The sequence below is a fragment of the Streptococcus sp. 2018110 genome (genome assembly GCF_019754115.1).
Lineage (GTDB): Bacteria > Bacillota > Bacilli > Lactobacillales > Streptococcaceae > Streptococcus > Streptococcus hashimotonensis.
Genome location: NZ_JAIJZO010000003.1, coordinates 67,449 through 88,377 on the forward strand (window position 1 = coordinate 67,449; position 20,929 = coordinate 88,377).

Annotated in this window: 16 protein-coding genes and 1 pseudogene; 16 read left to right on the forward strand and 1 reads right to left on the reverse strand. The window is 41.4% G+C overall.

All coding sequences use genetic code 11. The features are described from left to right. Positions 1 to 62 precede the first annotated feature (62 nt). On the reverse strand, positions 63 to 719 hold the full coding sequence (locus K5Q34_RS03540) for a geobacillin-26 family protein (RefSeq protein ID WP_105138830.1): 657 nt from the start codon (positions 717 to 719) through the stop codon (positions 63 to 65). A 515-nt stretch (positions 720 to 1,234) separates the two neighbouring features. On the opposite strand from K5Q34_RS03540, the gene K5Q34_RS03545 reads away from it, so the two are divergent. From K5Q34_RS03545 to K5Q34_RS03615, 16 genes and pseudogenes are all read left to right on the forward strand, one after another. Then, the gene (locus tag K5Q34_RS03545) at positions 1,235 to 2,101 is read left to right on the forward strand and encodes a helix-turn-helix domain-containing protein (RefSeq protein ID WP_221864530.1); all 867 of its coding nucleotides are present in this window, start codon (positions 1,235 to 1,237) and stop codon (positions 2,099 to 2,101) included. 93 nt (positions 2,102 to 2,194) lie between these two features. After that, entirely contained in the window at positions 2,195 to 2,731 is a 537-nt protein-coding gene (locus K5Q34_RS03550) for a hypothetical protein (RefSeq protein WP_221864556.1), read from the forward strand. A gap of 18 nt (positions 2,732 to 2,749) precedes the next feature. After that, complete coding sequence (locus K5Q34_RS03555; protein ID WP_024384172.1) at positions 2,750 to 3,736, forward strand: virulence RhuM family protein; 987 nt, start codon at positions 2,750 to 2,752, stop codon at positions 3,734 to 3,736. A 19-nt stretch (positions 3,737 to 3,755) separates the two neighbouring features. Continuing rightward, positions 3,756 to 4,199 (forward strand): dUTP diphosphatase, encoded by a 444-nt coding sequence (locus tag K5Q34_RS03560; protein WP_221864531.1) that lies wholly within the window; start codon positions 3,756 to 3,758, stop codon positions 4,197 to 4,199. 2 nt (positions 4,200 to 4,201) lie between these two features. After that, on the forward strand, positions 4,202 to 4,681 hold the full coding sequence (locus K5Q34_RS03565) for a hypothetical protein (protein WP_024384170.1): 480 nt from the start codon (positions 4,202 to 4,204) through the stop codon (positions 4,679 to 4,681). A 1-nt stretch (position 4,682) separates the two neighbouring features. After that, positions 4,683 to 6,044: a DNA repair protein RadA gene (gene radA, locus K5Q34_RS03570; protein ID WP_398578127.1), complete on the forward strand. Its 1,362-nt coding sequence runs from the start codon at positions 4,683 to 4,685 to the stop codon at positions 6,042 to 6,044. Between the two features lie 123 nt (positions 6,045 to 6,167). Further along, the gene (locus K5Q34_RS03575) at positions 6,168 to 6,662 is read left to right on the forward strand and encodes a carbonic anhydrase (protein WP_014638738.1); all 495 of its coding nucleotides are present in this window, start codon (positions 6,168 to 6,170) and stop codon (positions 6,660 to 6,662) included. A 211-nt stretch (positions 6,663 to 6,873) separates the two neighbouring features. Further along, the gene (locus K5Q34_RS03580) at positions 6,874 to 7,632 is read left to right on the forward strand and encodes a TIGR00266 family protein (protein WP_002939965.1); all 759 of its coding nucleotides are present in this window, start codon (positions 6,874 to 6,876) and stop codon (positions 7,630 to 7,632) included. Between the two features lie 272 nt (positions 7,633 to 7,904). Further along, a pseudogene (locus K5Q34_RS03585) lies at positions 7,905 to 11,558 on the forward strand (KxYKxGKxW signal peptide domain-containing protein); the annotation flags it as partial. A gap of 1,260 nt (positions 11,559 to 12,818) precedes the next feature. Next, a complete protein-coding gene (locus K5Q34_RS11925; protein ID WP_024411703.1) occupies positions 12,819 to 13,010 on the forward strand; it encodes an LPXTG cell wall anchor domain-containing protein in 192 nt (63 codons plus the stop codon). A gap of 139 nt (positions 13,011 to 13,149) precedes the next feature. Further along, on the forward strand, positions 13,150 to 13,596 hold the full coding sequence (locus tag K5Q34_RS03590) for a LytTR family DNA-binding domain-containing protein (protein WP_172114971.1): 447 nt from the start codon (positions 13,150 to 13,152) through the stop codon (positions 13,594 to 13,596). A gap of 4 nt (positions 13,597 to 13,600) precedes the next feature. Further along, positions 13,601 to 14,260, forward strand: a complete 660-nt coding sequence (locus tag K5Q34_RS03595) for a LiaF transmembrane domain-containing protein (RefSeq protein ID WP_074391215.1) — start codon at positions 13,601 to 13,603, stop codon at positions 14,258 to 14,260. A gap of 91 nt (positions 14,261 to 14,351) precedes the next feature. Beyond that, positions 14,352 to 15,611, forward strand: a complete 1,260-nt coding sequence (locus tag K5Q34_RS03600; RefSeq protein ID WP_172114973.1) for an MFS transporter — start codon at positions 14,352 to 14,354, stop codon at positions 15,609 to 15,611. Between the two features lie 197 nt (positions 15,612 to 15,808). Continuing rightward, the gene (gltX, locus tag K5Q34_RS03605; RefSeq protein ID WP_172114975.1) at positions 15,809 to 17,263 is read left to right on the forward strand and encodes a glutamate--tRNA ligase; all 1,455 of its coding nucleotides are present in this window, start codon (positions 15,809 to 15,811) and stop codon (positions 17,261 to 17,263) included. A gap of 110 nt (positions 17,264 to 17,373) precedes the next feature. After that, positions 17,374 to 19,914, forward strand: coding sequence for an AAA family ATPase (locus tag K5Q34_RS03610; RefSeq protein ID WP_172114977.1), 2,541 nt, complete (start codon positions 17,374 to 17,376; stop codon positions 19,912 to 19,914). Next, on the forward strand, positions 19,915 to 20,922 hold the full coding sequence (locus K5Q34_RS03615) for a hypothetical protein (protein ID WP_221864533.1): 1,008 nt from the start codon (positions 19,915 to 19,917) through the stop codon (positions 20,920 to 20,922). Positions 20,923 to 20,929: the final 7 nt, after the last annotated feature.

Consider the following 20,929-nt stretch of genomic DNA (forward strand, 5'->3'; position numbering starts at 1 on the left):
TCTTAAAGAATATATAAGATATAAGGAAGTTAGGTTTAAAATAAGTAGTAATAGATTCAATTTTACGCTCTCTTATAATTATAAAGCGCCCTATCATATATCGGAGGTAATTGATTAGCAATACCGACAACTGAAGCTATCGAAGTTATGGCGCCAATAGCACCAACTCCTCCAGATATCAAAGCGCCGATTACCGTTGCTCCTAGCTCCCATCCAGCAGTTTTAAGTAAATCCATTTCTACATTTCTTATATTATCAACATCTCTCATAAAATTATCTATATATCCAGCATTACTACTGGTTCTAGTAACAGTTTTAGATACAGGATTTCCACCATAAGAAATGTGAGAAACTTTTAAAGTATATCGATTACCTGAAGAAGAATACGACCACGGACTAAACATACTACTATTAGCCGCTCTTAAAACATTAGCACTTAATGCTTCTGCTCCAATCGCATATATATCATACGATGAAATATCTCCTCCTCTATCAATATCCAAAATTTTGGTATCTTTATGATAGGTATAAATTACGTATTCATTAAGTTCGGGAGAAAACGTTCTAATTGTTTTATGCATATTATCTTCACTAATTACCTCAGTTTGTAAATTGACTGATATTTCATTAGCAAATGTTGTAATAATACTGATTGGTGAACAACTTACACCAATCACCAAAGTCGCCAGTAAAATAGAAGCACATTTTTTTATTTTCATACATTCTACCTCCTCGTAAAATACGGTTTGAATTAAACTTAGGAAACTAATCATTTATTTCTTTTGATAAGTCCGACACTGCATACCAAGTTAAAATGTGTCTAATGACAAAGTATATAGCTAAAATATATTATAAGATTTAGATTTTTACGCATTATTTAGCAAGATGTATCACAAATGCTTAACCATCTTTTTTATACCAACATAAAGTGTATATGTACCTACTCCCCTCTCCACCCAACATATAGTTTCCAGTCTTTTTCCTCCTTTCCAGAGTGGTGAGATGGTGGTATCTTATTTATTTGTTGATAATTGGTATAATCAGATTCCATCCACCCCCTAAAAGTTGAGGTGCTAGTAAGATGGCTGAGTAAGTTAAAAGTAAAAGATAGTTTTTCCAAGTTTTCATAAGAAGACCTCCTATCATTTTGTTTGTTTTTATTTACTATTATGGTATCTTAGAATAAGTGCAATTGTTGAAAACGTAAACATTTCTCACGTTTTGGGAGGTTATGATGAAGTGGGATTTTGGAACAGTCTTAAAAGAGATTCGCAAATCAAAAGGGCTTAGCCAGCAGGAAGTTTGTGGAGATGCCTTGTCACGGACGACCCTATCAAAAATTGAAAACAACAAAGAGTACCCGACCATTGCTCACTTTTCCCATATTCTTCGTCAGCTGGATATGACCTTTGCAGAGTTTGACTATATCTGTCATGCCTATCAGCCTTCGGAGCGTTCTTCTATCATCCATCGCTTTGAAAATCTGAGAGGACAATTTTTTTCTGAATCAAGCTGTCAAGATTTTTTGTACCAAGTAGAGCAGTATTTGAAGAAGCAAGAAGATATACGGGTTCAACGAATTGAGCAACAATTACGCTTAATTTTATCCATTTATCAAACAGGAGATGGGGAGCGGACCAGACAGTTGGGGCAAGCACTTTGGAAGGAATTGGAGAAGTCAGACACTTGGTATTTAGCTGACTTTCGTAAGTTGGGGTTGGTGCTTCCTATCATTCCTATATCCCATTTGAAAGGCTTTGTAGATAAAATCTTGCTTTCCTTGGACAAGTATAAGGACTTCAGAGATGTACAGGTTAGCCAGTTTGCTTTTCTCTATAATCTATCGACTGTTTTATTGAAAAATGGGGAGTATCAACTTTGTGTTTCAGTAATGGAGAGAGTTTACACTATGGCTCAGGAAAGTATGCGGATTGACTATGTAGGCATGGCTAATGTCCGTATGGGCATCTTTCAGCAAGATAGAGGGATGGTGGACCAGGGGCTTGCTATTCTTCGAGCCGCAGACTTGCTAGAGATGGTTGAACAGTTGGAGCAAGAAGTCGAGGAGTATTGGGAGATTTTTGGCTCGGAAGAGGTTTGAACTGCTTGAGCTAATTTATATTTGTAGCACCTGTTTATCAGGTGTTTTTTGCTGAAAATCGCAGCCTTTGATGAATTAGTGTATAATAGACCTATGAAAAGACTGAGCGTTCGAGTTGAATTATTTCCCCTAAAAAAAGAAGAAATCCTTGCCTACTTAGATGACAAGGGGATTTTGGTAAATGCCTATTTCAAGACCTACCTAGCTCATCCAACTTATCAAGAAGTGGTGGAGAGACAGAGGTGTTTAGTTGAGATTGTCAGTCTAGCCGACATGGGATTTGATAGGGAAGCGACTGCTCCTCAGATAGAGGAGAGAGCCGTGGAGATTGGTTATCAATTACCACCAGCTCATCTGGGAGTTTATCTTCGGCTGGCCTTGTTGAAACAGGAAGTCAGTCAAGATGCAATACTCTCCCAAGGGAAATCACCAGACGGAGCCGTTTGCCTACTGTCGCCTCAGTTGGAAGAAGAGTTTACCTTCCCTCGCAGTGTCTATCTTCGCAAGGTTGACCAAGACTTGTGGCTACGTGCAGCTCGCTTTGATGACGAGTATGCCTTTCCCTTGACAACACTTTTTGCATTTGTGACGAAAAATGCGAATGAATTTGTAGTGGGGAGTGAGCCCTAAATAATTAAAGAGGCAAATATGAAGGAATTACAATTTTTAATTTACCGAGCAGAAAATGACCAAGAAAAGGCTAGTGTTATTGTCAGTGACGAGACGATTTGGGCCAGTCAAAAGGAAATGGCAAGACTATTTGATGTTGGTGTGCCAGCTATCAGCAAACATTTGAAAAATATTTTTGAAGAAGGCGAACTAGATGAGCATTCAGTTATTTCCAAAATGGAAACAACTGCAAGTGATGGTAAAAATTATCTAACTAGCTATTACAATCTCGATGCCATCATTTCCGTCGGTTATCGTGTCAATTCTCAAAAGGCTACTAAGTTTAGGCAGTGGGCAACAACTGTGCTTCGAGAATACATGATTAAAGGTTTTGCCATGGATGATGAGCGTTTGAAGCAAGGCGAAAACCTGTTGGAAAAAGATTATTTCCGTGAGCTCTTAGAACGAGTTCGTTCTATCCGTGCTAGTGAACGACGAATTTGGTTACAAATCACAGATATTTTTGCAGAGATTGCGATTGATTATGACGCTAATAGCTTGATGACTAAGCAATTCTATGCTCATGTGCAAAATAAATTTCATTATGCGATTACAGGTAAAACAGCTGCAGAAATTATTTATGAAAAGGCAGACCACACCAAAGCGAACATGGGGTTGGTAACCTGGAAGCACTCTCCTGACGGACGTATTTTGCAATCGGACGCTCTTGTGGCTAAAAATTATCTGAACGAAAAGGAAATTCGTTCGCTGGAACGTAGTATTTCGGGCTACTTTGACTATCTGGAGCGACAAATTGAGCAAGGAAAAACTCAGACCATGCAAGATTTGGCAGATAGTATTGACCGATTTTTAGCCTTTCAAGATTATGAACTTTTAGAGGGGTATGGTCAAATTACAAGGCAGTCAGCCAAGGAGAAAGCTCGGTCAGAATATGCAATTTTTAATAAAACCCAAAAGATAAATTCTGATTTTGAAAAATTACTAGAAGATTTATCTTCAAAATAAGTACTCGAAAGGAAAAAACATGAAAATCCGTGGATTCGAACTGGTCAGCCAGTTTACTGATGAAAACTTATTGCCAAAACGTGAGACAGCCCACGCAGCAGGTTACGACCTGAAGGCTGCAGAAACCGTCAGCTTGGAGCCAGGAGAGATTAAGTTGGTTCCAACAGGTATCAAGGCCTATATGCAGGCCAACGAGGTCCTCTATCTCTACGACCGTTCGTCCAACCCTCGCAAGAAGGGCCTGGTCCTGATTAACTCGGTTGGGGTTATCGACGGAGACTACTACGGCAATCCAGCCAATGAAGGTCATATCTTTGCCCAGATGCGAAATATCACAGAGGAAACCGTCGTGGTGGAAGCCGGCGAGCGGATTGTACAGGCTGTTTTTTCCCCCTTCCTCTTGGCTGACGGCGACCAGGCCGACGGCGTTCGGACGGGCGGATTTGGCTCGACGGGGGATTAAGAGTGGGGCTGATAAATTTTCAAGAAAAATTCTGTCAAGGTTATGAGCTGATTTTTGAGAGAAGTATTGGTGGTTTTCTTTATCTTGGATTTGTGCCCGACCAAGACCGCTTAATCTGTGTTTCTGGTGAATACATTTCGATAATCGAGTTGTTAGACGGTCAGGTGACAAAGGTTGTTGGCGATTACGATGAGGAAGAGCTACTGGTATTTTGTGAAGGGGTAGAGAAACCTGTTAGCATCGCTGGTCAATACGGCGGTAGTCTTCCTCAGACAAATCAGTCGGGAGTTGCGATTCAGACTTATGTTGACCCTTCAGGCCCATATCCGATTTGCTCTATTTTTTGGAAATTGGCAGAGCAGGAGCCGTGCTTGATTTATAAATCTTATTTACCTTACATCTATGGTTTCAGTGAGGATGGTCGCTACTACGTCCATGTTGATGATGGTAGTTTAAGTGTTTTACGTAAAAAGGAGAGTTAGAGTGGCTAAGAAAAAAACAACCTTTGTCTGTCAATCTTGCGAGTACCACTCCCCCAAGTATCTGGGCCGCTGCCCCAACTGTGGCTCCTGGTCTAGCTTTGTCGAGGAAGTGGAAGTCGCTGAAGTCAAGAACGAGCGGGTCAGCCTGACAGGTGAGAAGACCCGTCCCATGAAACTCAATGAAGTTTCCTCCATTCAAGTGGCTCGCACCAAGACTAACATGGAGGAGTTCAACCGTGTCCTCGGTGGCGGTGTGGTCCCAGGCAGTCTGGTCCTGATCGGAGGCGATCCAGGGATTGGCAAATCCACCCTGCTCTTACAGGTATCTACCCAGCTTTCTACTATTGGCACGGTCCTCTATGTGTCGGGGGAAGAATCTGCCCAGCAGATTAAGTTGCGGGCGGAGCGTTTGGGCGACATCGACAGCGAGTTCTATCTCTATGCGGAGACCAATATGCAGAGCATTCGGACCGAGATTGAGATGATAAAACCAGATTTCCTGATTATCGACTCTATCCAGACCATTATGAGCCCTGACATTTCTAGCGTGCAAGGCTCTGTCAGTCAGGTTCGTGAAGTGACCAACGAGCTCATGCAGATTGCCAAGACCAACAATATCGCAACCTTCATCGTAGGCCACATGACCAAGGAAGGTACTCTGGCTGGACCTCGGACCTTGGAGCATATGGTAGACACCGTTCTTTATTTTGAGGGCGAGCGGCAGCACACCTTCCGTATCTTGCGGGCGGTCAAAAACCGCTTCGGTTCTACCAACGAAATCGGCATTTTTGAAATGCAGTCGCAGGGCTTGGTCGAAGTCCTCAATCCTAGCGAAGTCTTTCTGGAAGAGCGTCTGGACGGGGCGACAGGATCTGCTATTGTCGTGACCATGGAGGGCACCCGCCCTATCCTTGCCGAAGTGCAGGCTCTGGTGACGCCGACCATGTTTGGCAATGCCAAGCGGACCACGACAGGCTTGGACTTCAACCGTGCCAGCTTGATTATGGCGGTTTTGGAAAAACGAGCAGGCCTGCTCCTCCAAAACCAAGATGCCTATCTTAAGTCAGCTGGCGGTGTCAAACTGGATGAGCCAGCTATTGACCTGGCGGTCGCAGTTGCCCTTGCCTCCAGTTACAAGGATAAGCCAACTAATCCACAAGAGTGCTTTATAGGCGAAATCGGTCTGACAGGTGAAATCCGCCGCGTCAATCGGATTGAACAACGGATTAACGAAGCCGCCAAATTGGGCTTTACCAAGGTCTATGCCCCCAAAAATTCTCTGACCGGTATCAAGGTGCCCAAGGAAATCACCGTTATCGGCGTGACCACCATTGGCGAAGTCTTGCAGAAAGTGTTCAACTGATGAAATCATTCGGGAGTGACAGCTAGTCGCTCCTCTTTTTGCGACAAATAGTCGGGAATGTGGTAAGCTAGGTCTAACCTATTTCTGAAACTTTCAGAAATTCTCATCAGACAAGGAGGTCCTATGTCTTATTTTCAAAACTTTATGAAGGCCAACAAGGCCTATGTTGACCTGCATGGTGATTACCATTTGCCTCTTCGTCCAAAGACAAAGGTGGCTATCGTGACCTGTATGGACTCACGGCTTCACGTGGCGCAGGCCTTGGGCTTGGCTCTGGGTGATGCCCATATCCTGAGGAATGCGGGTGGGCGCGTGACGGAGGATATGATTCGCTCGCTAGTCATTTCCCAGCAGCAGCTCGGCACAAGGGAAATCGTGGTGCTCCACCATACAGACTGCGGTGCCCAGACCTTTACCAATGAGGACTTTGCGGTCCAACTCAAGCGGGATTTGGGAGTGGATGTGGCTGGTCAGGACTTTCTTCCTTTTACAGACATTGAAGAAAGCGTGCGGGAGGATATTGCTCTCTTGAAACAATCTCCGCTCATACCTGACGACGTTGAAATTTCTGGTGCGGTTTATGATGTGGATACGGGGCGTATGACAGAAGTTATATAGGAATGCTCAGGAAATTCGGTTTTTCCTGTAAATTTTATCTGAATGGCCGAGAAATCCTTGACAAGTTTTTTTGAATGAGATAAAATTGTATTATCACAACAGAACAAACAAAGAGATAAATGATACATGGTTTATTTTAGCTTGTTTGTTCTAGGTTTATTATGGCTATCCTGTGGTTAACAGGACCTTTCGTAAAAAATAGGAGTCAATTATGTCAGACAATCGGATGAAATATACTATCGATAGTAATATGCAGTTTCCTTTGGTGGAAATCGCCTTGGAAGCTGGTGAATCAGCTTATATTCAACAAGGGAGCATGGTCTACCATACGCCGAGTGTGACCTTGAATACCAAGCTCAATGCGCGTGGTGGTTCAGGTTTTGGTAAATTGATGGGGGCCATCGGTCGGTCAATGGTATCAGGCGAATCTATGTTTATCACGCAAGCCATTTCCAATAGCGACGACGGAAAAATTGCACTTGCGCCTTCAACGCCAGGTCAGGTTATTGCCTTGGAACTTGGTGCAGAGCAATATCGACTAAATGATGGTGCCTTCCTTGCCCTTGATGGTTCTGCCCAGTATAAAATGGAACGCCAGAGTGTTGGGAAAGCTTTCTTTGGTGGTCAGGGCGGTCTCTTTGTGATGACTACGGAGGGGCATGGCACACTTTTGGCGAATGCGTTTGGTTCTATTAAGAAGCTAACTTTGGATGGTGGAAGTATCACCATTGACAATGCTCATGTGGTTGCGTGGAGTCGTGATTTGGACTACAATATCCATATGGAAAATGGTTTCCTCCAATCTATCGGTACAGGTGAAGGAATCGTTAATACCTTTACAGGTTATGGAGAAATCTATGTACAGAGCTTGAACATTGAAACCTTTGCTCAGGTCATTGGCAATCATATTGTCGGTGCAGGTGGTGACGGTGGTGGTGGAAGCACATCATTGCTGGATGCGATTTTTTAATGTCATTTTATCAACTATATTGATTGAGTCTGGAACAGGAGTTTCAGGCTCTAAATTATTTTTAGGTCAGAATAGCTGTTGTTTCGAACGAAGAAGCGATGAATACAGAGAGTTAAAGGTTCGTTGTGCTAGGTCTGTCTCTTCTTTCTAAAGGACCATTTTATGGGAAAAGAAATTGAAAAACATGTAGAAGAAGCTGTTATAGTTGACAAGTTTACTAATAGTATGTAGTATAGAAACGTTAGACAACATTAAAATGGCAAAAGGTAAAAATGGTAGGAATCAATAGGGGAAGAAGACAAGTTACAGCGGTGTCGCATAAGACACGTGTTAGAATGCATAAATCGGGAAAGCATTGGGTTAGAACGGTTCTATCGAAGATACGTATTCGAACCGTTTCAAGAGTGTTTGAATCAGAAAAGAAGACGGTTTCAAGTGAGACAGTACAGAGAATTCAGTCAAGTAGTGCTGTATTAAAAGGTGCTATGTTATTAGGGACTCTTGCGGGAAGTTACTCCGTAATGGATACTGTAATGGCAGATGAAACATCAACTCTCGAAACCGAGAAAGAACGGTTGGTGACGGCTGATACTGTAGAGATGAGTACCGTATTAACTGACAATAAAGACTCATCTATCGAGGAAATCCAGTCTTTCTCAGTCTCGGAATCGATGGCTCAATCAGTGAGTCAATCTATTTCGGAATCGGTGATAGAATCTCAGTCAGATCTTCTTTCAGAATCGTTGTCAGAAAGCGCTTTTTTAACACCCGCGTTTAGTGAATCAGAGCTTCAGTCAATACTTAAATCGGAGAGTGATTCTGTAAGGGCGATCGAGCCATTTGCAGGATTAAACCGCCAGTTATTCGATATAGCTTTAACTTCTCTTAATGAATCTCGTTCACTCATTGTTCCAGATTCGATAGAGACTGGAACGACGAAGTATCAAAAATATATAGTTGCAAAGCAGGCAGCGGACAAAGCGTGGCAAATGGCAGAATCGATTCTTGCAGGTAAAGAAATGACGCAGGAAGAACTGGACATCGCCAGCAAACAGATTGCTCAGGCTGCAAACGTGTTGACAGGGCGTATTACTCAACTGCTTGGAACTGCTAGAAGTATGGATAATGGAGTCAGTTTGAGAGCGACTGCTACTGGAACAAATCAAAATATCTTGGTTTTTTCAGAGTCAGATTCTAGTGCAAAATATAGAGACAAACAGATTTCCTTAATCGAGGGGCGACTGGATACAACCAGCAATCTTATTAACTGGAGAGTGGTTTATAATCCTGTTACAAATTTATCGCAAGCATATATGGGGTTATATATTGCTGTTGTATCAGAAATGGGAGCACCACAAAATCTACAAGTCAATGGTATATCACTACAATTGGATGATAGTTTCGCCAGTCGTGAAACATTGGGAACAAATTTGAGTACCTTAGATTATACAGGAAGGTTTTATGGGCATAACTATAGTCTAGGGAGCCAGAAAATTTCTCTATCTGGACCAGTAACCTACACGTTTACTACAAGTTCGGGATCGAGTTTAGCCAATATTGCTTTATATGTTCAAGCTGCGTTACATCCGACTTCAGCAAGTGTTCATGCAACTGTGAAAGAGGATGGTGGTCGTACGAATTTGAGTGGGATGATGATTGGCTATAAAACTTCATTTATAAGCAATGAGGTGGATAGTTTTTTGCAATCAACTTCTGAATCTATTCAAAACTCACATAGTATACGTCTGTCAACTTCTGAGTCGCTCTCTTCTTCAATTAAGCATTCGTTATCTGAGTCAATTCGCACCTCTGTATCCGAATCCCTTTCAGAATCGGTAAGTAAGTCTGAGCTCTTGTCTAACTCCGAATCGACAAGTAAATCTGAATCTTTGTCTAATTCAGAGTCAATCAGTCAGTCGGAATCCCTTTCAAATTTAGTTTCGAACTCTATTTCAGAGTCAGTGAGCGAATCTATTTCCGAATCCGTCTCTGAGTCCGTCTCCGAATCAGTTCGTGAATCTGTTTCTGAGTCCGTCTCCGAGTCAGTTCGTGAATCTGTTTCTGAGTCCGTCTCCGAATCAGTTCGTGAGTCCGTCTCTGAGTCGGTATCCGAATCGGTTCGTGAATCTGTTTCTGAGTCCGTCTCCGAATCAGTTCGTGAGTCGGTTTCCGAGTCCGTCTCCGAGTCAGTAAGTCAGTCCCTTTCTGAATCCGTCTCTGAGTCTATCTCTGAATCGGTTAGCGAATCCCTTTCCGAGTCAGTGAGCGAATCGATTTCAGAATCTACATCTGAGTCTATCTCCGAGTCGGTAAGCGAATCGATTTCAGAATCCGTCTCAGAATCTATCTCTGAATCGGTCAGCGAATCGATTTCAGAATCCGTCTCAGAATCTATCTCTGAATCGGTCAGCGAGTCGATTTCTGAATCTACATCTGAGTCCCTTTCAGAGTCGGTCAGCGAGTCAATTTCTGAATCTGTATCTGAGTCCCTTTCCGAGTCAGTCAGCGAATCAATTTCCGAATCTGTATCCGAATCTATCTCTGAATCGGTCAGCGAGTCTCTTTCAGAATCCACATCTGAATCGATTTCCGAGTCAGTCAGCGAATCGCTTTCCGAATCCGTATCTGAGTCCCTCTCCGAGTCGGTCAGCGAATCAATTTCTGAATCTACATCTGAGTCAATTTCCGAATCCGTCTCAGAATCCCTTTCCGAGTCAGTCAGCGAGTCGATTTCTGAATCCGTATCTGAGTCCATCTCCGAGTCAGTGAGCGAATCAATTTCAGAATCAGTTAGCGAGTCTATCTCAGAGTCAGTAAGTGAATCGATTTCAGAATCTACATCTGAGTCCATCTCAGAATCAGTAAGTGAGTCGATTTCCGAATCCGTCTCTGAGTCCCTTTCCGAGTCAGTCAGCGAATCTATTTCGGAATCCGTCTCTGAGTCTATCTCCGAGTCGGTCAGCGAGTCGATTTCAGAATCCGTCTCCGAGTCAGTTAGCGAGTCAATTTCTGAATCTGTATCTGAGTCCCTCTCCGAGTCGGTCAGCGAATCAATTTCTGAATCCGTCTCTGAATCTATTTCCGAGTCAGTGAGTGAATCCATTTCCGAATCCGTATCTGAATCTATCTCAGAATCGGTAAGTGAGTCTATTTCTGAATCCGTCTCCGAGTCCCTTTTCGAGTCAGTCAGCGAGTCTCTTTCTGAATCTACATCTGAGTCAATTTCCGAGTCAGTAAGTGAGTCTCTTTCAGAATCTGTATCTGAATCCCTTTCAGAGTCAGTGAGCGAATCTATTTCAGAATCCGTCTCAGAATCAGTCAGCGAATCAATTTCTGAATCTGTATCTGAATCAATTTCCGAGTCAGTAAGTGAATCCATTTCGGAATCTACATCTGAATCTATCTCTGAATCAGTGAGCGAGTCACTTTCAGAATCTGCATCTGAATCCATCTCCGAGTCAGTAGGTGAGTCCCTTTCCGAATCCGTATCTGAGTCCATCTCTGAATCGGTCAGCGAGTCGATTTCAGAATCCGTATCTGAGTCAATTTCTGAGTCAGTAAGTGAGTCCCTTTCAGAATCCACATCTGAATCTCTTTCAGAGTCAGTGAGTGAATCAATTTCCGAATCAGTCTCTGAGTCTATCTCTGAATCGGTTAGCGAATCACTTTCAGAATCAGTTAGCGAGTCTATCTCAGAGTCAGTAAGTGAATCCATTTCGGAATCTACATCTGAATCTATCTCTGAATCAGTGAGCGAGTCACTTTCAGAATCTGCATCTGAATCCATCTCCGAGTCAGTAAGTGAGTCCCTTTCCGAATCCGTATCTGAGTCCATCTCTGAATCGGTCAGCGAGTCAATTTCCGAATCAGTAAGTGAATCTATTTCGGAATCAGTCTCTGAATCTATCTCTGAATCTATCTCTGAATCTATCTCTGAATCGGTCAGCGAATCGATTTCAGAATCCGTCTCTGAGTCGGTCAGCGAGTCAATTTCTGAATCCGTCTCTGAGTCCCTCTCCGAGTCGGTCAGCGAGTCGATTTCAGAATCCCTTTCAGAATCTATCTCTGAATCGGTCAGCGAGTCAATTTCCGAGTCCGTCTCTGAATCCGTCTCCGAGTCGGTCAGCGAGTCGATTTCAGAATCCGTCTCCGAGTCAGTTAGCGAGTCAATTTCTGAATCTGTATCTGAGTCCCTCTCCGAGTCGGTCAGCGAATCGATTTCAGAATCCGTCTCTGAATCTATCTCTGAATCAATTTCCGAATCCCTTTCCGAGTCAGTAGTAAGCGAATCTATTTCGGAATCTACATCTGAGTCAATTTCAGAGTCAGTGAGTGAATCAATTTCCGAATCCGTCTCCGAGTCAGTAAGCGAATCCCTTTCAGAATCTATCTCTGAATCAATTTCAGAGTCAGTATCATACTCTAACTCGATCAGGCGTTCTGAGCAAATAAGGTCGTCGGAATATACTCCATCAGAAATAGAATCACTATCTACCTCTATTTCACATCTAATTTCTATTGTAGAATCAATCAGTGAATCTATCTCCGAGTCAGTAAGCGAATCCCTTTCGGAATCTACCTCTGAATCTCTCTCTGAATCGGTAAGCGAGTCCCTTTCCGAATCCGTCTCAGAATCCCTTTCCGAGTCAGTATCATACTCTAACTCAATCAGGCGTTCTGAGCAAATAAGGTCGTCGGAATACACTCCATCAGAAATAGAATCACTATCTACCTCTATTTCACATCTAATTTCTATTGTAGAATCAATCAGTGAATCTATCTCCGAGTCAGTCAGTGAATCCCTTTCAGAATCCGTATCTGAATCGATTTCAGAGTCAGTCTCAGAATCTATCTCAGAGTCAGTATCATACTCTAACTCAATCAGGCGTTCTGAGCAAATAAGGTCGTCGGAATACACTCCATCAGAAATAGAATCACTATCTACCTCTATTTCACATCTAATTTCTATTGTAGAATCAATCAGTGAATCTATCTCCGAGTCGGTCAGCGAATCTATTTCCGAATCCACATCTGAATCTATCTCCGAGTTGGTCAGCGAGTCCCTTTCAGAATCAACTTCAGAATCCATTTCCGAGTCTTCGGTAAACTCTCTTTCAGAATTCAGTTCTGAGTCAGTGAGCGGAACGACTACTGAAATAATATCAGAATCTAAGATAGAAGGGCAGTTGGAATTAGTTAGCGAAATTGTTCCGAAACCTGCATTTCCTCAGCCAGCAAAAGAGTCAGAAAGACAAATGCTACCAAATACTGGTGAACAATCATCAGCTTGGACAGGAATCCTTGGAGCAGGTCTCCTTCTAGGCGCATTTTATAAGCGTCGTAAAAGAGAAGAGGATAAAAGAACTCCACTGAAATAATTATGAAGCCGTTAGAGAATTCTAGCGGCTTTTAATGATGAATGTTTACCACTTACCTGTCTAATTTTGCCGCTTACTGAAATGCCCTTGTAATTGGATGTCGAACTGGTATAATAGAGCTATCAAAAAGGAGGGAGCTATGAAAGTTAGGATTGAATTTGATGACAGCTTAGATCAGGTTGAAGTTGTTATCCGAACCAGTCAGCTGGGACCAGAGATTGAACAGATTCAGCAAGCTTTGCAACAAGTTAGTCGTCCCTCGCTTGTTTTTTACAAGGGGAGCAGCGAGTATTTTCTTTCATTGGGTGACATACTTTTCTTTGAAACGGACGGAACCAAGATTTTTGCTCATACAAGCGATGATGCCTACGAGGTTAAGATGAAACTCTATGAACTTGAGGAGTATTTGCCTATCTACTTTTGTCGGGTAGCTAAGTCAACTATTGTCAATAGCAAGGTAGTTTATTCGCTAGATAAGTCCTTCTCAGGCACCAGTCGGATTTCCTTCTATAAGACTCACAAGGAAGTTCACGTGTCGCGACATTATTACCATTTATTAAAAGAAAAGTTACAGGAAATGAGGTAGGAAGATGAAACGTTTTATGATAGGTTGTTTAGTGATTGGATTAGCGGTCTTGGTATTGCTAAGGGATTCCTTAGGCTTACATCTGGCCATGCCGTTTTGGACAACTGTTTGGTTTGTTTTAACCTTTGTGACGGGTTTTCACCGTTTGGTGAAGCAGGATTGGCTTGCCAGTATCTTTTGTTTCGGTCTGGCTTTTATAGCGGTGAACTCAGTTTACGATTGGGTGAAGTTTGGGACTTGGAATATGGTTCTATCGCTTGTTCTTCTTTGCCTTGGCTTGAAACTGATGCTTAAGCCGAAGAAGCGTAGACTGGCTCATGGAGTTGGTACAGGAGTGATTGGCGATAAGGGGCGTGATACAGCTTTTGGTTCCTCGACTCGTTATATCCATGAGGAGAATTTTATTCATGACAGTGTTGATGTAGCCTTTGGATCTAGTACGATCTATTTTGATCAGGCGGTGATTCTAGGTGATAAGGCAGATTTTTATATCGATGCGGCCTTTTCAAATATCACACTCTACCTGCCTGCTGACTGGCAAGCGGTAGTAGAGTTGGATAGCGCCATGTCAACAACTAACAATTATGCATCTGAGCCAAAAGAAAAGGTTCTCTTGGTAACGGGTGATATGGCATTTTCTACATTAAATATTTACTCTATGTAAAAGAATAATCACAGAGGAAAGTCTATCCAGGCTCCTCTGTAAGATAAAAAATCTGAATATTCTGAAAATTACACAAAAGAAAGGAATTATCATGAAAAAGATTTTGAAAAATGCTACCTACCTATGGGTACTGACGGCGGATATGCTGTCCAATTTTGGCGATGTTGTCTATTATCTGGCCCTGATGAACTATGTTTTGCTGGTGCCCGACAGCCGTCTAGCGCTGGCGATTGTGACCTTCTCAGAAATCTTTCCTAGCTTTATGGGCCTCTTCACAGGCTATCTGGCAGACAAGACGGTCAACAAAATCAGTACTATCAAGCTGACCCTACTCTTTCGTGTGGCCCTCTATGTCATCCTCGGATTCTGCATGGGCTTTGAGCCAGCCCTCTGGATTGTCGTGGTGGCTGCAAGCTTCAATGTCTTTGCAGACTTCGCTGGCTTCTATGAAAACGGCCTCTATTCACCTCTGGGATTACGCGTAGCGCCCAAAGAAGAGCGGGAGCAGTACTCGGCCTTTCGCCAGACCGTGACCAGCCTCCTCAACATCGCCTTTCAGGCCCTCTCTGCCCTCTTGGTCGGCTTCCTCTCCTATCAAAACCTTGCCTTTCTCAACGCCGGCACCTTTTTAGCCTCCCTTCTCATCATGCAGCTGCTGACGCCAGCCTTTCGCCAACTCCTGACGGAGCAGCCTTTGAAAATAGCAGAGCAGCCGAGCCAGCCCGAGTCAGAAACCAAAGGTCCAAGCATTCTAGCTTCATTCAAGCAAGCCATCGTGGAGCTTCGCAAGATCCCCGAGTTCCGCCTGGTCCTGATTACCAGCCCCATAATCAACGCCTGTGGAGCGATTCTCTATCCTATTCTGGTCCTGCTGATTAGCGAAGCCTCAAGCCTTGTTTTTCTCAATGTTGAAACAACTCTTGCCCTGACCATTCTGATTTTCTTTGTCGGCAACATCTTGGGTTCGACCTTGGTCTTTACCCTTTTCAAAAAGACCAGCATGGTAACGCTGGAAGTGGCTGCTACTTTCTCTCTTCTTGGCGTTTTTGTCGGAATGTTGCTACATCAACTGCCAATTATTTTCTTCTTCCTTACTACAATGGGGATTAGCTCTGGAGCTAGTGGACCTAAGTTTAACGCTAAGTTTGTCAATTCTATGCCAGAGGAGCAGTTGGCGACCATTGGCGGAGCGGTGTCAACCTATTTTATGCTAGGTCAAGCCTTTACTCGACTGCTGGTATCAGGTTTGGTCTTGGTATTGACTGTCAATCAGATTAGCGGACTTTTCCTAACGGCAACTGGCTTGTTGGTCCTCTATGTCCTCTACTGGCTGGCACGGAATACTCAATGAAAATCGAATTCAGACTAGGCGACGAGGATGTAGATAGAACTGAAGTTCATCAAATCAAGTCAACGACGTCTGAGTTTGATTTTCGAAGAGTATAATCAAAAAACACCTCAAAATCAGTCTATCTAGGCTGATTTTTCTATCTTCTTATTACGTTCTATGCTATAATGTTCTTGATTGAAATTTTACAGGAGAGAAACATGACTAAACCAATTCGTGTGCGTTACGCACCAAGTCCAACGGGACTGTTGCATATCGGAAATGCCCGTACAGCATTGTTCAACTATCTTTTTGCCCGTCATCACGGCGGTACTTTCCTTATTCGTATCGAAGACACAGACCGCAAACGCCATGTGGAAGATGGCGAGCGTTCTCAGCTTGAAAACCTGCGTTGGTTGGGTATTGACTGGGATGAAAGCCCAGAAACCCATGAGCAATACCGTCAATCAGAGCGTTTGGATATTTACCAAAAGTATGTTGATCAACTTTTGGCAGAAGGTAAGGCCTACAAATCTTACGTGACAGAAGAGGAATTGGCGGCGGAGCGTGAGCGTCAGGAAGCTGCGGGCGAAACACCTCGCTACATCAACGAATACCTTGGTATGTCTGAAGATGAAAAAACAGCCTACATTGCAGAGCGTGAGGCGGCTGGCATTGTCCCAACGGTTCGCTTGGCTGTCAATGAAACAGGTATCTACAAGTGGAATGACATGGTTAAGGGCGAAATCGAGTTTGAAGGTGGCAACATCGGTGGCGACTGGGTTATCCAGAAACGCGACGGCTATCCAACCTATAACTTTGCCGTGGTGATCGATGATCATCTGATGAACATCTCGCACGTTATCCGCGGAGATGACCACATTGCTAATACACCTAAGCAGCTCATGGTCTACGAAGCACTTGGTTGGGAAGCGCCAGAATTTGGTCACATGACTTTGATTATCAACTCTGAGACTGGTAAAAAACTGTCCAAACGTGATACCAACACTCTTCAGTTTATCGAAGATTACCGTCGTAAGGGTTACATGCCTGAAGCTGTTTTCAACTTTATCGGTCTCTTGGGTTGGAACCCTGGTGGTGAAGAGGAAATCTTCTCCCGTGAGCAATTTATCCAACTCTTCGATGAAAATCGTCTCAGCAAGTCACCAGCAGCATTTGACCAGAAGAAAATGGACTGGATGAGCAATGAGTACATCAAAAATGCTGATCTGGAAACTATTTTCAACCTTGCCAAACCATTCTTGGAAGAAGCGGGTCGTTTGACAGACAAGGCAGAAAAATTGGTGGAACTTTACAAGCCACAAATGTCATCTGCGGATGAAATCGTTGGTTTGACAGACCTTTTCTTCTCTGATTTCCCAGAATTGACTGATGAAGAAAAAGAAGTCATGGCAGGCGAAACGGTACCGACTGTTCTCAACGCCCTCAAGGAAAAATTGGAAGCCATGACGGACGAAGAGTTCCAACCAGATAACATCTTCCCACAAATCAAAGCTGTTCAAAAAGAAACAGGCATCAAGGGCAAAAACCTCTTCATGCCAATCCGTATCGCCGTTTCAGGCGAAATGCACGGACCAGAGTTACCAAATACCATTTACCTGCTCGGCCGTGAAAAATCCATCCAGCATATTGATAATATGTTGAAGAGTTTGTAATGAAATAAATAATAAGGAAGTTGGCTATGTTCAACTTCTTTTATTTTTGCTTTTTAAAAATTACATTTGAGGTTATAATAAGAAATAAATGTAGTAAGGAGATAAGGACGATGAAGAAAAAAAGAATGCGATTGGTTGCGATGATTGAGGAAAAGTATGAGGAGTATAAAGTCATCAACTTTTTACCAGACATTAAGGTCAAACATACAGGTGGAAAAAAAATTAAGATAGAAGAAAATGAGGATTATATCAAAATCCCATACGCAGAAGGAATTGATGACTTAACTGTTATTGTTGGGGAAAATGGCGTTGGGAAGACGAGGTTGGTGAATGATGTACTGAGTATGTCGGCTGACAAAGTCTTTGTATTTTATGATGTAGATAATGATAGATATAGATACTATACGCAGATAGAAACTGATATTAAAAATCATTGGGCTTCCCAGATAAAGTTTTTGACGAAAAAGAGTGATAGCAAACATTACACTCAAAAGTCGCCAAGAGTTTCAGAGACCAATATAGTCAAGTTTTCTAATGCAATAGAACTAAGCTCTCCTGAGAGGGAGTTAACTATTTCAAAAGATGTATCTACAAGTCGTTTATTAAAAGAATCAGAGTTGCACTATGTGAATCTAAGTGATATGAAAAAACAAATAGGTTTTCTCAATGGTGCAATTGTGAATAAATTTGAAATACTTCGTTTTATAAAAAGTAAGAAAATTGTCATTGATAAAGATAACTTGTTGAAATACTACAAAACTAGTTTGGATATTGACAAAATTCTTACTCCAAGAAAACTTTCTGGAATAAACGATGATAGCCTATATCCAATAGCTCATAAATACTCACCAAAAAAGCAACTACTTCAGAATTTATATGATGTACTTATTTATACTATCGTAAATGTAGGAAAAGTAGGAGAGGCTGTACCACTAGAAAAACCGACAGAAAACGATAGATATAAATTTAACTTAGTTACAAAAGATGAGCAGTGGCAAGAGATTCCATCTTGTTATAATCTCAAAAAAAAATTAGGAGTTAAAGATTGGAATGATTTTCTAATCCGATGGGATAAAGATGAACGTATTCAGACGGCTTGGGCTGAAGCAAATGCATATTTAGACTATTTTAAACATCCTGAAGACAGTTTTCTAGATAGAGAAAAACGTAAAATTCGATTAGGAAGGAATATTGATAGAGAAGTAGTTATTAACGATTTTTTGAGTTTGGAGAGTATAGGAAAAGAATATTGTGAAAAATTAGTGTCACTAGTTAAGAAAATTGAGGGACTTGAAGAGCCAGAAGAGTCAGCGGAACGAAAGACAGTATCGGAATCGGAAGATTTTGATACATTTTATAAAAAACATTACTCCATACTAGAGTTGGTAGAACAATTAGAGAGCACGAAAATTGATGGGGCAGATGTATCCCTGAAGCTCAACCCTTCCTATAAATTTTATATAGATAAGTTATTGAGTACAATTACATTCTCTTGGGATGGCTTGAGCTCAGGAGAACTTGCCTTACTGAATCTATTTGGACGTTTATATAGCATTAAAAAGGGATTGAAAGCTACCAACATTCTTCTGCTTTTGGACGAAGTTGATTTAGGACTTCATCCAGAGTGGCAGCGTCGGTGGATTAGCGTTGCTCTGCCAATCATTCAGGAGATTTTCAAAGGTAAACACATTCAGATTATCATGACAACTCACTCTCCGATTATGCTGTCGGATATCTATGCAGATAATGTCATCATGCTAAGAAAAGATACTAACGACAACAGGATTATTGTCGAAAATCAAGGTATGGAAAAAAATCAAGTGACAACATTTGGTCAGAATATCCATGACTTGTACCGTGATTCCTTTTTCCTAGAGAGTACGCGTGGAGAGTATGCAAAAGAACAAATTCAAGAAACAATCGAGGTACTATATGAGCTAGAGTTATGGCAGGATGAAGCATCTAGGATTTTTGATATATACAAAGGGAAGTGTAAAGAGAGATATGAAGAACTCTTTGTAGGTGACACAGATGATTTAGACAAAAAAATGGATGAAGAAGCTTTTGAAGTGTGGTTTTCGCATCGTTCACAGATTGAGAAAGATATCGAGAATATTAAAAAAATCAGTAACGAAAAGGAGTATGCAAATTACTTTTACGAAAAATATTACAAAAAGAAAGTGAGCTATCAAGGGGAATTTACAAAACTTTTCAGAGAAAAGTTTAAAGTCGATAAACAAATCATTGATAAACTTAAGTCTGGTGAAATCATTTTCCCTGAATTTAACCAAACAAATTTCAAGGATGAATATAAAACACAATATAGAGCGAAGTATATAAAATTAAGAGAGGGTATCTTAAATAACTCTTTCATTAGAGAAAAAATTCAAAAATCTTCGAGTGATGATCAGTTCAAACAAATCTTGAAGTATAGGATTGATGCAATTGGCGAACAGTTAATCAAACGTAAGTTGCTGTCTATCTGGGATAAAATTTGGTTTAGTGAAAACTTGTCAGATTCTCCTTCAGAAAAAAGTGAGCTGAACGGATTATTTCAGCAATTGAAAGAAGCATCGGCCAATAATGAGCAGATACTGACAATAGTATCAGAGATAGAAGAGCTTATGAATTCACATAATGGGGAGGAATAGATGATATATATTGATACAGAACCATATCGCAAAAAGAAAAACTATTTTGGGAATAGGACCACTGTTGAAGAGCTATACTTTAAAAGAATATTAGCTAGGTATAATGATCCTTTAAATTTGGCTGAGTTGAAGAGCTTTATAGAACAATATATTCCTAAGTGTATTAATAGCAGCTGGGATGGGAAAACGTTTTTTAGACATTTAATATTATTACCGCCCGAGGAGCTGGCTAAGTTTGCTATTAAAAATACTTGTAAGACACCAGAACAATCTAAAGCAATTGATGACTTAAAAAAGGTTTATACAGATTATAATATTTTGTCTAAATCAATTGTTTTTGGTAAATCAGAAATTAATATCAATCAATTTCTTGTTAGGGAATTGGGAGTAACTGTCTGTCCTTATTGTAATCGAAATTATATAAACAATCGTGGGGATAGGTTTGCGGCACAAATGGACCATTTCTATAGTAAGGATGAATTTCCATGGTTAGCTGTTAGTCTATATAATTTAATCCCATCTTGTGGATATTGTAATCATATCAAGGGGACTAAAGCTTTAAATGTTCATCCATTCATTAAAAAGGATGTAGAGGAAACTAACCTAGCTTTTCAATACCGTTACAAATCTATTGATGATATTGAGGTTGTTATCTCCCCCAATAAAGATAAGAATCAAGATATTGAAGCAATTAAGGAGAAACTACAGAAACTACGAGATATTGAAACTCTTAATCTAAAAGAAGCATACGAGATTCATGGTATAGATATACAGAATATGTTGGAACGTGAAGTTAGGTACTCAGAATCTTATAGGGATGAGTTGCGAGATATGCTGAAAATAGATACTGTCGTTCAATATTATGACTTTTACCTATCTCTAACAGATGACGAGATAGATAGAATGATTTATGGTGATGTGATTTTTGAGGAGGATATAAAGAATGTATCTCTCGGAAAATTCCGAAAGGATATTTATCAAGAGATTAAAAAGTTCCGTGACTATTAACTTTCTC

Coding starts and splice junctions, on each gene's coding strand:
- K5Q34_RS03610 (WP_172114977.1), top strand. CDS start 17,374: ATGAAGAAAAAAAGAATGCGATTGGTTGCGATGATTGAGGAAAAGTAT.
- K5Q34_RS03615 (WP_221864533.1), top strand. CDS start 19,915: ATGATATATATTGATACAGAACCATATCGCAAAAAGAAAAACTATTTT.
- K5Q34_RS03575 (WP_014638738.1), top strand. CDS start 6,168: ATGTCTTATTTTCAAAACTTTATGAAGGCCAACAAGGCCTATGTTGAC.
- K5Q34_RS03555 (WP_024384172.1), top strand. CDS start 2,750: ATGAAGGAATTACAATTTTTAATTTACCGAGCAGAAAATGACCAAGAA.
- gltX (WP_172114975.1), top strand. CDS start 15,809: ATGACTAAACCAATTCGTGTGCGTTACGCACCAAGTCCAACGGGACTG.
- K5Q34_RS03560 (WP_221864531.1), top strand. CDS start 3,756: ATGAAAATCCGTGGATTCGAACTGGTCAGCCAGTTTACTGATGAAAAC.
- K5Q34_RS03540 (WP_105138830.1), bottom strand. CDS start 719: ATGAAAATAAAAAAATGTGCTTCTATTTTACTGGCGACTTTGGTGATT.
- K5Q34_RS03580 (WP_002939965.1), top strand. CDS start 6,874: ATGTCAGACAATCGGATGAAATATACTATCGATAGTAATATGCAGTTT.
- K5Q34_RS03545 (WP_221864530.1), top strand. CDS start 1,235: ATGAAGTGGGATTTTGGAACAGTCTTAAAAGAGATTCGCAAATCAAAA.
- K5Q34_RS03590 (WP_172114971.1), top strand. CDS start 13,150: ATGAAAGTTAGGATTGAATTTGATGACAGCTTAGATCAGGTTGAAGTT.
- K5Q34_RS03600 (WP_172114973.1), top strand. CDS start 14,352: ATGAAAAAGATTTTGAAAAATGCTACCTACCTATGGGTACTGACGGCG.
- K5Q34_RS03550 (WP_221864556.1), top strand. CDS start 2,195: ATGAAAAGACTGAGCGTTCGAGTTGAATTATTTCCCCTAAAAAAAGAA.
- K5Q34_RS03595 (WP_074391215.1), top strand. CDS start 13,601: ATGAAACGTTTTATGATAGGTTGTTTAGTGATTGGATTAGCGGTCTTG.